This window comes from Agrobacterium sp. P15N1-A (assembly GCF_044626815.1).
Classification (GTDB): domain Bacteria; phylum Pseudomonadota; class Alphaproteobacteria; order Rhizobiales; family Rhizobiaceae; genus Agrobacterium; species Agrobacterium leguminum.
In genome coordinates, this window is record NZ_JBIUPF010000004.1 from 265372 (window position 1) to 277941 (window position 12570).

Below are 12570 nucleotides of genomic sequence, written 5' to 3' on the forward strand. Positions count from 1 at the left end.
GGATTACTCCGCCGCCACGCCCATGCGCATGCGCTCCATTTCCTCAAGCGCACGACGGTATTCGACCGGCATGACCTTGCGGAACTTCGGACGGAACTCGCTCCAGCGGTCGAGTATATCCTTGGCGCGCGACGAGTTCGTGTAATGGAAGTGGTTCGAGATCAGCTGGTAGAGACGCTCCTCGTCGTGGCGCGTCATGTCCTCGGAAACGTCCACACGTCCCTTGTGCATGAGGTCGCCGCCGTGATGGTGCAACTTCTCCAGCATGTCGTCTTCTTCCGGAACCGGCTCCAGCTCGACCATGGCCATGTTGCAGCGGGTGGCGAAATCTCCCTTTTCGTCGAGAACGTAAGCCACGCCGCCGGACATGCCGGCCGCGAAGTTGCGGCCCGTTTCACCGAGAACAACGACGATGCCGCCGGTCATATATTCGCAACCGTGGTCGCCGACACCTTCGACAACCGCGACCGCGCCGGAGTTGCGCACCGCGAAACGCTCGCCAGCCACGCCTCGGAAATAGCACTCGCCGGTGATCGCGCCGTAAAGAACGGTATTGCCGACGATGATCGAGTTTTCCGCAACGATACGGGTGTTTTCCGGCGGGCGCACGATGATGCGGCCACCCGAAAGGCCCTTGCCGACATAGTCGTTACCGTCACCCACCAGATCGAAGGTGATGCCACGGGCGAGGAACGCGCCGAAGGACTGGCCCGCCGTCCCCTTGAGGGTGACGTGGATCGTGTCGTCCTTCAGGCCCTTGTGACCCCATCGCTTGGCAAGCGCACCCGACAGCATGGCGCCAGCGGAACGGTCGACGTTCTTGATCGGCACTTCGAACACGACAGGTTCGCGGTTTTCGAGCGACGGCAGCGACTTCTCGATCAGCTTGCGGTCGAGAATATCGTCGATCGGATGCTTCTGGCGCTCGGTCCAGAAGGTTGCTTCCTTCGGAGCTTCGACCTTGTGGAAGATGCGGCTGAAATCCAGCCCCTTGGCCTTCCAGTGCGCCAGCATCTCGTCCTTCTCGAGCAGCTCGGAAGCGCCGATGATCTCGTCCAGCCTGGTAACGCCAAGCGAAGCGAGGATTTCGCGCACTTCTTCGGCCACGAAGAAGAAGTAGTTGATGACATGTTCCGGCGTGCCCTTGAAGCGCTTGCGCAGAACCGGGTCCTGCGTGGCCACGCCCACCGGGCAGGTATTGAGATGGCACTTGCGCATCATGATGCAGCCGGCCGCGATCAGCGGCGCAGTGGCAAAGCCGAATTCATCCGCACCGAGCAGCGCGCCGATGATGACGTCTCGGCCGGTCTTCAGACCGCCATCCACCTGCAGGGCAACGCGCGAGCGAAGGCCGTTCAGCACCAGCGTCTGCTGGGTTTCGGCAAGACCGATTTCCCATGGTGAACCGGCGTGCTTCAGCGAGGTGAGCGGCGAAGCACCCGTGCCGCCATCGAAACCGGCAACGGTGATATGGTCGGCACGCGCCTTGGCGACACCGGCCGCAACCGTGCCGACGCCGACTTCCGACACCAGCTTCACCGAAACATCGGCTTCCGGGTTGACGTTCTTCAGGTCGTAGATCAGCTGCGCCAGATCTTCGATGGAGTAGATATCGTGATGCGGCGGCGGCGAGATGAGGCCGACGCCCGGGGTCGAGTGACGGGTCTTGGCAACCGTCGCATCCACCTTGTGGCCGGGCAGCTGGCCGCCTTCGCCGGGCTTTGCGCCCTGCGCCACCTTGATTTGCAGCATATCGGCATTGACGAGATATTCCGTCGTCACACCGAAACGTCCGGAAGCGATCTGCTTGATGGCCGAGCGTTCCGGGTTCGGCTTGCCGTTCAACAGCGGCATGTAACGGTCGGATTCTTCGCCGCCCTCACCCGTGTTGGACTTGCCGCCGATGCGGTTCATGGCAATCGCAAGCGTGGTATGCGCCTCACGGCTGATCGAGCCGAAGGACATGGCGCCAGTCGAGAAACGCTTGACGATATCAGCCGCCGGCTCGACATCGTCGATGGAAACCGGCTTGCGGCCGAGCGCTTCCGCCGACTTGACCTTGAACAGGCCGCGAATGGTGTTCATGCGCAGCGCCGTCTCGTTCACCATGCCGGCGAATTCGCGGTAACGATCCTGGCTGTTGCCGCGCACGGCGTGCTGCAGCGAGGCAACCGCATCCGGCGTCCAGGCGTGGCTTTCGCCGCGCATGCGATAGGCGTATTCGCCGCCGATATCGAGCGTGTTGGCAAGGATCGGGTCCTTGCCGAAGGCAGCCGTGTGGCGCGTTACGGTTTCTTCGGCAATCTCCGTCAGGCCGACACCTTCGATGGAGGTGGCAGTGCCGAAGAAATACTTCTCGACGAATTCCGAGGAAAGGCCGATGGCGTCGAAAATCTGCGCGCCGCAATAGGACTGATAGGTGGAAATGCCCATCTTGGACATGACCTTGAGGATGCCCTTACCCACCGCCTTGATGTAGCGATAGACCACTTCATCGTCGGAGACTTCCTTCGGGAAGGCGCCGTGCTTGTGCATGTCGAGCAGCGTATCGAAGGCGAGATAGGGGTTGATCGCCTCGGCACCATAACCGGCGAGCAGACAGAAATGGTGGATTTCGCGCGGCTCGCCGGTTTCCACGACGAGGCCGACCGAGGTGCGCAGACCCTTGCGGATCAGGTGATGGTGCACGGCGGCCGTCGCCAGAAGGGCGGGGATCGCGATACGGTCCGGGCCGAGCTGGCGGTCGGAGAGAACGATGATGTTGTAACCGCCGCGAACGGCCGATTCCGCACGCTCGCACAGGCGGTCGAGCATTTCAGGCATGCCTTCGGCACCACGCTCCACATCGTAGGTGAAGTCGAGCGTCTTGGTGTCGAAACGGTCTTCCGTGTGGCCGATGGAGCGGATCTTTTCCAGATCGCCATTGGTCAGGATCGGCTGGCGCACTTCCAGACGCTTGGCGCGGGCGGCACCTTCATGGTCGAGAATGTTCGGGCGCGGACCGATGAAGGACACGAGGCTCATGACAAGCTCTTCGCGGATCGGATCGATCGGCGGGTTCGTCACCTGCGCGAAATTCTGCTTGAAATAGGTGTAAAGCAGCTTCGACTTTTCCGACATGGCCGAGATCGGCGTATCGGTGCCCATGGAGCCGATGGCTTCCTGACCGGTGGTCGCCATCGGCGACATCAGCAGCTTCGTATCTTCGCTGGTGTAGCCGAAGGCCTGCTGGCGGTCGAGCAGCGACACGTCGCGGCGCAGCGCGCGCGGTTCCACCGGCTTCAGCTCTTCGAGGATGAGCTGCGTGCGGTCGAGCCAGGTGCGATAGGGGTGCTTGGCGGCAAGCTCGTGCTTCACTTCCTCGTCGGAAATGATCGAGCCCTTTTCCATGTCGATCAGCAGCATCTTGCCGGGCTGCAGACGCCACTTCTTGACGATGCGCTCTTCCGGCACCGGCAGCGTGCCGGCTTCCGACGCCATGATGATGCGGTCGTCATCGGTGACGAGATAGCGCGCCGGACGCAGGCCGTTGCGGTCGAGCGTCGCGCCGATCTGCTTGCCATCGGTGAAGGCGACGGCGGCCGGGCCATCCCACGGCTCCATCAACGCTGCATGATATTCGTAGAATGCCTTGCGCTCAGCAGACATCGACTGGTTGCCGGCCCAGGCTTCCGGGATCAGCATCATCACGGCATGGGCCATGGAATAACCGCCGCGCACGAGGAATTCGAGCGCGTTGTCGAAGCAGGCGGTGTCCGACTGGCCTTCATAGGAGATCGGCCAGAGCTTGGAGATATCGTCGCCGAACAGCACGGAGGAAACCGACGCCTGACGCGCCGCCATCCAGTTGACGTTGCCGCGCAGCGTGTTGATTTCGCCGTTATGGGCGACCATGCGGTAGGGGTGCGCCAGCTTCCAGGACGGGAAGGTGTTGGTCGAAAAACGCTGATGCACGAGGGCGACGGCGGATTCGAAGCGCGGATCGGCCAGATCCTTGTAATAGGCGCCCACCTGATAGGCGAGGAACATGCCCTTGTAGACGATGGTCGAGGAAGAGAGGGAAACGGGGTAGAAATCCTGCGTTTCCTTGCCGCCGCCCTCGTCATAGATGCGGTTGGAGAGCACCTTGCGGATCAGGAACAGCTTGCGCTCGAAATCGGCATTGCTCGCGGCATCGCGGCCGGCACCGATGAAGACCTGCACGTGGTGCGGTTCGGTCGCTGCGATATCCGGCGCCTTGGAGAGCGAGGAATTATCGACCGGCACATCGCGGAAGCCGAGGAACTGCTGCCCCTCTTCGCCGATGACGTCGACAATGACCTTCTTGTAATGCTCGATGCGGGAAGGATCGCGCGGCATGAAGATGTGGCCGACGGCATATTCACCGGCCTTCGGCAACGTCACGCCCTGCGCCGCCATTTCCTCGCGGAAGAAACGGTCGGGAATCTGCACGAGAATGCCCGCGCCATCGCCCATCAGGGGATCGGCGCCGACGGCGCCGCGATGCGTCAGGTTTTCAAGGATGAACAGGCCGTCCTTGACGATCTGGTGCGACTTGGCGCCCTTCATATGGGCAACGAAGCCGACGCCGCAGGCGTCATGTTCATTGGCGGGATCGTAAAGACCCTGCCTTTCCGGCAAACCGCCCGCGAAACGCGCTTTCGCAGAAACGGGTGCGGCCGCAGCCGCGGTGGGACAGTCTGTGGTCAGGGTGGCGGCGGCGATTTCCGCCTGCGGCTTGTTCGTCATTTTTGTCCCTCCTGCAAAATTACTTGCATGGTTTCATGCGAAGATCCGGCTCGACCACGAATTTTCGCTTCCCGCAAAATCCGCATTCAATCCGGCTCGATCAAATTTAGGACAGCAAAGCTGTCTCAATTCACGAGGATTTTGGCAGAAACAGGCGAATTTAGCAAGGGTGCGAATCCAATTAGTGAAAGCCCCATTTTGCAGCGAAGTTTCGATACTGACCTATTGCGCGAAACTTTCTTATCGCAAGACCCGCAGAGCCATTGCTTTCATTGCCGGATTTGCCAATCGCGATCTTAGGTCATAGAACTTTGCCGTTCATCGCGCCACGCATTCCCAAACCAGAACCCCAGCCATCGGAAAGCCTTCAGAGATGTTTTTTGCTTCAGACAATTGGGCCGGCGCCCACCCTGCCGTCAACGAACGGCTTTCACGGGAATCCACGCGCTTTGCCGCCGCCTACGGCACCAGCGAACTCGATCTCTCCATCGAAAAGCGCTTCAACGAGATTTTCGAGCGCGAGGTCGCAGTGTTTTTCGTAGCCACCGGCACGGCAGCCAATTCGCTTTCGCTGGCCAGCATCGCCCGCGCCGGCGGCCTGACCTTCTGTCACTCCGAAGCGCATGTGATCGAGGACGAATGCGGCGCACCGGATTTCTTTTCCGGCATGCGCATGGTCGCCGTGGAGGGACCGAACGGCAAGATGCTGCCGGAGAACCTGATCGAGCGCATTGCGCGTTATCCGCAGGATGCCGTGCATCACGGCCGCGCCGCAGCCATCACCATGACGCAGGCGACCGAGGCCGGCACGGTCTACACACTCGATGAAATCGACGCCATCGCCAAAATCGCCAAGGATAATGGCCTGCCGCTGCATATGGATGGCGCGCGTTTCGCCAACGCGCTGGCTGCCCTCGACACCACGCCCGCCGAAATGACCTGGAAACGCGGCGTCGACGTCCTGTCTTTCGGCGGCACGAAAAATGGCTGCTGGTGTGCGGAAGCCATCGTCTTCTTCGATCCCTCGCTCGCCCGGGATTTTTCCTTCCTGCGCAAGCGCACCGCCCAGCTTTTTTCCAAGTCGCGCTTCATCGCCGCGCAGTTCGAGGCCTATCTGCAGGACGACCTGTGGCTTGGCCTCGCCAGCCACGCCAACGCCATGGCCAACCGGCTGCGCGCCGGTTTCGCTTCGCTGAACAGCGCCCGCCTTGCCTGGCCGACCCAGGCCAATGAAGTTTTTGCCATTCTGCCAAAGGCCGCCGCAGAAGCCGCCACGGCAAAGGGTGCGAAGTTCTATGACTGGCTGGAGCCGCGCGACATGCCGGAAAAGGTCGGCAAGGACGAAGTGCTGATCCGCATGGTCACCAGCTTTGCGACGACCGAGGCCGATGTGGATGAATTCCTGTCGATCTGCGCCGCCGTTTAAACTATCGGAGGGCGTCGCCTTGCGGCGCCCTCATACCTCCTGCAGCCGGTAACCGACCCCGGTTTCTGTCAGGATATAGCGCGGCTGATCCGGGGTTTTTTCGATCTTCTGGCGAAGCTGGCGCACATAGACCCGCAAATATTGCACATCGGTCAGTTCGTCCCATACATGCTCCAGCAGAAAACGGTGCGTCAGCACCTTGCCGGCATGCTGCACCAGAACCCGCAGGATGTCATATTCCTTGGGCGAGAGCTTCACCTCCCGGTCCTCCACCTTGACGATGCGCCTGACCAGATCGACGGAAAGATCTCCGGTCTGGAACACCGGCCTCTCCCCCTGACTTTGCAGACGATGGCGCAGGGCGACGCGGATGCGGGCAACGAGTTCGTTCATGCCGAAAGGCTTGGTGATATAGTCATCCGCCCCCAGTTCCAGCGCCTTGACGATACCCGCCTCATCCGTGCGGCTGGAGAGGATGATGACCGGCAGCGCCAGCCCTTCGCCGCGCCATTTCGCCAGAAGATCATGCCCCGACATATCTGGCAGGCCGAGATCGAGAACGACGAGATCGGGCTTGTCCTCACTGACCAGTTCCATGGCGACCTTCGCATTCATCGCCTCGCTCACCGCATATTCCTGGGTCGACAGGCCTACGCGCAAAAGCTTGCGGATCGGCGGTTCGTCGTCGACGATCAGAATACGAACGGCGGAATTGGTCATTCCCGATCTCCTTCAGCGGCATAGCGGCTTGTCGCCGGCAATCGCGCCTTAATCATGGTCTATCACCGGCGCATCGGCGGGAACCGGCAGGCTGACGGTAAACTGCGCACCGGCACGGCCCGGCCTGTTTTCCGCGCGGATCGAACCGCCCATGGCCTCGATAAACCCCTTGCAGATGGACAGCCCCAGGCCCGTTCCGGCCTGCACATGATCCGCCTTGCGCACCCGGTAGAAACTGTCAAAGACCCGTTCCGCATCGTCGGGTGGAATACCCGGCCCCGCGTCTGCCACCGAGAGGAAGATATTTTTTCCCTGCCGCCAGCCGCGAATCTCGATGGCGGTATGTTCGGGAGCGTATTTGGCGGCATTGTCGATGAGATTGAACAGGACCTGTTCGAAAAGCACGGGGTCGACCTTCAGCATCGGCAGGTCGGAGGGGATATCCAGAACGATCTCATGCCTGACGACGATTTTCGCGGCGCGCGAAAGTGCGGTTCCGACCATATCGCCCACGAAATGCAGACCGTAATTCGGCTCCATCGCGCCCGACCCGATCCGCGTCATATCAAGAAGATTGGAGATGAACCGGTTCAGCCGCTCGGATTCCTCGACGATCGTCGAAAGCAGTTCGGCGCGCGCATCCGGCGGGATGTCCTCGGCGAAATCCTTCAGCGTTCCGGCCGAGCCCAGAATGGCCGCAAGCGGCGTCTTGAGATCATGGGAAATGGATGTCAGAAGCGCGGTGCGCAGCCGGTCGGTTTCCGCCGCAAGCCTCGCCCGGTCGACATCCGAGACGAGCTGGATTCGCTCGATGGCAAGTGCCGCCTGATCGGCCAGGGCATCGAACAGGCGCTGCTGTTCCGGTGTCAGAAGCGGGCCAAGCCGGTCATCGTCCAGCCCCACCACGCCGACGGCGCCGCTGCCGGTGCGCAGGGGCAGATAAAGCCGTTTGGCGCCGGGCAGCGTATCCGCGCCCCTGCCCGCAGCCTTGTTATGTTCCCAGGCCCATTGCGCGGCGGCAATATCGGCATCGACAAGCGTATCGTCCGGCGGATACCCCGCCTTGACCGTGATCGTATTGTTTTCCGGCAGAAGCAGAACGATCCGAACCTTCAGCATCGAGGCCATCTGGAAAGCGGCCGCCCACAGCACATCGTCCAGCGTTCCTGTCACCGAAAGCTTCTTGGAGAACAGATATAAATCTTCCGTCGTTCGCGCCCTTGCCCGTGCGGCGGCGGCCTGCCGTTGTACGGCCGCCGTGAGATTGGAGGCGACAAGCGCCACGCCGAGATAAAACAGCAGCGCCACGACACTTTCCGGATCGCGAACGGTCAGGGTGTAACGCGGCTCAAGGAAGAAAAAATTGAATGCAAAAGCGCCGAGCAGGGAAGCATAAAGCGCTGGCCCCAGCCCGCCGCGCACGGCGGCGGCCAGAACCGCCATCAGGAACACCAGCGCCAGATTTCTGACATCGAGCGTCTGGTCGAGCACGATGCCGGCCACGATCGCCAGGCCGACGAACAGGGTGCTGTTAAGATAGGGCCGTATGGAACGATACGATTGCGCCGAGGCCGGCTTTGCGGCCTGGCCCGGCTTCTCTTCTTTTTTATCGCCGGAAATGACGTGAACGCTGATATCGCCAGCGTGGTCGATCAGATCATGCGTCAGCGAACGCTGAAAAATCCGCTGCCACCAGGATTTTCGCGGGCGGCCGATGATGATGTGGGTGAAATTATTGGCGTTGGCGTAGGAGATGATCTCCCGCGTCAGGTCGAGCGCCGGCAGGGTCACCGTCTCGCCGCCAAGCTGCTGGGCAAGCCGCATCGTGCCGGCCAGCCGGTCCTTTTCTGCCTCCGACAATTGTTGCGAACGCGGCGTATCGAGATGCAGCGCCGTCCATGGTGCGCGCAGACGATCTGCCTGCCGGCGGGCATAACGTACCAGACCCGGGCCATTGCCGCCGTGGTCCAGGCAAACCAGAACCCGGTCTCCAGCGGCCCATGGGCCGGAAATGGCATGGGACTGCATGTGGTTGAGCAATTGCTCATCCACCCGTTGCGCGGTGCGGCGAAGCGCGAGTTCGCGCAGCGCCGTCAGGTTGCCGCGAGAGAAATAATTCTCGATGGCGCGCCGGGCGGTGCGGGGCAGGTAAACCTTGCCATCCTGCAGGCGCTTGATCAGATCGTCTGGCGTAATATCGATGATTTCGACATCGTCGGCCCGGTCGATGATGCTGTCGGGCACCGTTTCGCGAACGCGGATGCGGGTGATCTGCGCAACAATGTCGTTCAGGCTTTCGACATGCTGGATGTTCAGCGTCGTATAGACGTCGATACCCTGCGCAAGGATTTCCTGAACGTCCATGTAGCGCTTGGGGTGGCGGCTGCCGGCGGCATTGGTGTGGGCCAGTTCATCGACCAGAACCAGGGCGGGACGGCGGGCGAGAATGGCATCGAGATCCATCTCTTCCAGCACCTGACCGCGATAATCGATACGCCTCCGCGCGATGATCTCGAAACCCTGCACCAGCGTTTCGGTTTCCCGGCGGCCGTGGGTTTCCACGACGCCGATGACGGCATCCACCCCATCGGCGAGCTTCGCACGGCCGGACATCAGCATTTCATAGGTCTTGCCGACGCCGGGTGCCGCCCCCAAAAATATCTTCAGCCGGCCCCGCGCCTCTCGCCGGGCGTTTTCCAGCAGCGCATCGGGCGATGGTCGGCTCGGCATATCGCGATTGTCGTCAGGCATTTAACCCACCAGTGTCGAGGCTATGGCTTGCGAACAAGCCATAGCCATTTCAGTTCATGAGCCGGCTGCGTCAAGAGCCATGTTCAGCGCAAGCACATTCACGACCGGCTCTCCCATGAATCCGAGTTCCGGTCCTTCGACATGGCGCTCGACGATGGCGCGCAGGGACGCCTCATCCATGCCCCTTGCTTTGGCGACGCGCGGCACCTGAAAATAGGCCGCCTCCGGCGAAACATGCGGATCAAGCCCGCTGCCCGAGGCCGTCACCAGATCGGCCGGAACCTCGGCCGCCGGATTTTCGGCTTTTGCGGCCTCGTAATCCTGTTTCACCCGGTCGATGAGCTTGGCGCTCGTCGGCCCGAGATTGGAGCCGGACGACGAAGCGGCGTTGTAACCATCGCCGGCAGCCGATGGCCTGCCATGGAAATATTTCTCACTGGCAAAGGGCTGCCCGATCAATTGCGAACCCACAACCGCACCACTCTTTTCGATGAGGCTGCCATTGGCCTGAAAGGGGAATATCGCCTGTGCGAGACCCGTCATGCCCAGAGGGTACGCAAGGCCGGTGATGGCGGTGGTGGCGAGGATGAGCATCAGTGCGGGACGAAGCTGTTTGAACATTGTCTTTACTCCTCAGGCGAGACCGAGCGCCGTGACGGCGAGGTCGATGGCCTTGATGCCGATGAAGGGAACGATGATGCCGCCGAGGCCATAGATGACCAGATTACGCGACAGCAATGCACCCGCCCCGATCGGCCGATATTTGACGCCCTTCAGCGACAGCGGGATGAGCGCGATGATGATGAGTGCGTTGAAGATGATTGCCGACAGGATGGCGCTCTGCGGTGTCGAAAGCCCCATCACATTCAGAACGCCAAGCTGCGGATAGAGCGCCAGGAACATTGCGGGGATAATGGCGAAATATTTGGCGATATCGTTGGCGATGGAGAACGTCGTCAGCGCGCCGCGTGTCATCAGCAATTGCTTGCCGATTTCGACGATCTCGATGAGCTTGGTCGGATCGCTATCCAGATCGACCATATTGCCGGCCTCGCGGGCCGCCACAGTGCCGGTGTTCATGGCAACGCCGACATCGGCCTGCGCCAGCGCCGGCGCGTCGTTGGTGCCATCGCCGCACATGGCGACAAGCTTACCCTTGGCCTGTTCCTCGCGGATAAGCTCCAGCTTGTTTTCCGGCGTCGCCTGAGCGAGGAAATCATCGACCCCGGCTTCGGCCGCAATCGCTGCCGCCGTCATCGGGTTGTCGCCCGTGATCATGACGGTGCGGATGCCCATGCGGCGAAGCTCTGCGAAACGCTCGCGAATGCCGCCCTTGACGATGTCCTTCAGCTGCACCACGCCGAGCAGTTTTCCATCCCGCACGACGGCGAGCGGCGTGCCGCCGGTCTTGGCGATCTCTTCCGCAATTGTCCGGATGCCGCGTGCGGCGTCCGTTTCGATTTTGACGGCAAGCGCCACATTGCCCTGTTGCGAAGCGCCGCCATTAACATAGGCAAGAACGGCGTCGACAGCGCCCTTGCGAATGGAGGAACCTTCGAAATCGACACCGCTCATGCGGGTCTGGGCGGTGAAGGGAACGAAATTCGCATGCAGCTTCTGCATGTCGCGCGCGCGGATGCCGTATTTTTCCTTGGCGAGAACCACGATGGAACGGCCTTCCGGCGTTTCGTCGGCAAGGGAGGCAAGCTGGGCCGCATCGGCCAGTTCCTGCTCGGAAACACCGGCAACGGGGCGAAACTCGGTCGCCTGCCGGTTACCGAGGGTGATGGTGCCGGTCTTGTCGAGCAGCAGTGTATCGACATCGCCTGCCGCCTCGACAGCGCGGCCGGACATGGCGAGTACGTTGAAACGAACCAGCCTGTCCATGCCGGCAATGCCGATGGCGGACAGAAGCGCGCCGATGGTCGTGGGGATAAGCGTCACGAACAGAGCCACCAGCACGATGATCGGGATCGAACCATCGGCATAGGATGCAAAGCTCGGAATGGTCGCCGTAGCCAGCACGAAGATCAGCGTCATGCCGGCGAGCAGAATGTTGAGCGCGATCTCGTTCGGCGTTTTCTGGCGTTCAGCACCTTCGACCAGCGAAATCATCCGGTCGAGGAAGGTGGAGCCGGCAGCGGCGGTGATGCGAACCCTGATCCAGTCCGACAGCACCTGCGTGCCGCCGGTGACGGCAGAGCGGTCGCCGCCGGATTCCCGGATGACGGGCGCGGATTCGCCGGTGATTGCCGCCTCGTTGACAGAGGCGACACCTTCGATGACCTCACCGTCGGAGGGGATGATATCACCCGCCTCGACGAGAACGACATCGTTCACCTTCAGGCTGGTGCCCGCCACCATCTTATACTGGCTGCGATCATCGCCGGTGAGCAGTTTCGCCTGGGTTTCGGTGCGGGTCCGACGCAGCGAATCCGCCTGCGCCTTGCCGCGCCCTTCGGCGACGGCTTCCGCGAAATTGGCGAACAATACGGTAAACCAGAGCCAGAGATTGATCTGGAAGGAAAAGCCGAGATTGGCGCCGCCCATGATGAGATCGCGGATGAACAGCACTGTTGTCAGCACCGACACCGTCGCGACCACGAACATGACCGGGTTGCGCGCCAGCGTGCGCGGATTGAGCTTTTTGAATGCGGCGGCAATCGCCGGCACGAGAATGCGAGAATCGAGGATGCTCGCTTGTTTGGACTGGCTCATGAAGAGGCTCCAGCGTTTGAAACAGGGCGACCGATGAAGGTCGATCAGCCCGTGATAACTTCGAGAGCGATAACGGCGGCGACGAGAGCCGCCATCATCGCGAGAATGAGATTGGAAGCGCACCAGCCCCCGGGCGTGGCGCTCCCTTTGACGGGAGCGCCTTTGCGGGCGGAGACGATGCGGTTACTTCGGGACTTGTCGTTCAT

General features: G+C 61.4%; 7 protein-coding genes. 1 reads left to right on the forward strand and 6 read right to left on the reverse strand.

All coding sequences use genetic code 11. The annotated features are described in order from the left end of the window. Nucleotides 1–3: 3 nt before the first annotated feature. The gene (gene gltB / locus ACIK7D_RS16315; RefSeq protein ID WP_400156804.1) at nucleotides 4–4749 is read right to left on the reverse strand and encodes a glutamate synthase large subunit; all 4746 of its coding nucleotides are present in this window, start codon (nucleotides 4747–4749) and stop codon (nucleotides 4–6) included. 373 nt (nucleotides 4750–5122) lie between these two features. Between gltB and ACIK7D_RS16320 the strand changes: the two genes are divergently transcribed. Continuing rightward, nucleotides 5123–6175 (forward strand): low specificity L-threonine aldolase, encoded by a 1053-nt coding sequence (locus tag ACIK7D_RS16320; protein WP_127755536.1) that lies wholly within the window; start codon nucleotides 5123–5125, stop codon nucleotides 6173–6175. 30 nt (nucleotides 6176–6205) lie between these two features. On the opposite strand, the gene ACIK7D_RS16325 is transcribed toward ACIK7D_RS16320, so the two are convergent. Genes ACIK7D_RS16325 through ACIK7D_RS16345 form a run of 5 tightly spaced genes read right to left on the reverse strand, consistent with a single transcriptional unit; the run spans nucleotide 6206 to nucleotide 12570 of the window. Next, entirely contained in the window at nucleotides 6206–6895 is a 690-nt protein-coding gene (locus ACIK7D_RS16325; protein WP_077983515.1) for a response regulator transcription factor, read from the reverse strand. A 48-nt stretch (nucleotides 6896–6943) separates the two neighbouring features. After that, a complete protein-coding gene (locus tag ACIK7D_RS16330; RefSeq protein WP_137453614.1) occupies nucleotides 6944–9646 on the reverse strand; it encodes a sensor histidine kinase KdpD in 2703 nt (900 codons plus the stop codon). A 54-nt stretch (nucleotides 9647–9700) separates the two neighbouring features. Then, the gene (gene kdpC, locus ACIK7D_RS16335) at nucleotides 9701–10267 is read right to left on the reverse strand and encodes a potassium-transporting ATPase subunit KdpC (protein ID WP_400156805.1); all 567 of its coding nucleotides are present in this window, start codon (nucleotides 10265–10267) and stop codon (nucleotides 9701–9703) included. A 12-nt stretch (nucleotides 10268–10279) separates the two neighbouring features. Continuing rightward, complete coding sequence (kdpB, locus tag ACIK7D_RS16340; RefSeq protein WP_400156806.1) at nucleotides 10280–12364, reverse strand: potassium-transporting ATPase subunit KdpB; 2085 nt, start codon at nucleotides 12362–12364, stop codon at nucleotides 10280–10282. Between the two features lie 44 nt (nucleotides 12365–12408). Beyond that, nucleotides 12409–12570 carry a hypothetical protein gene (locus ACIK7D_RS16345; RefSeq protein WP_400156807.1) on the reverse strand — a complete coding sequence of 54 codons (162 nt, stop codon included), beginning with the start codon at nucleotides 12568–12570 and terminating at the stop codon, nucleotides 12409–12411.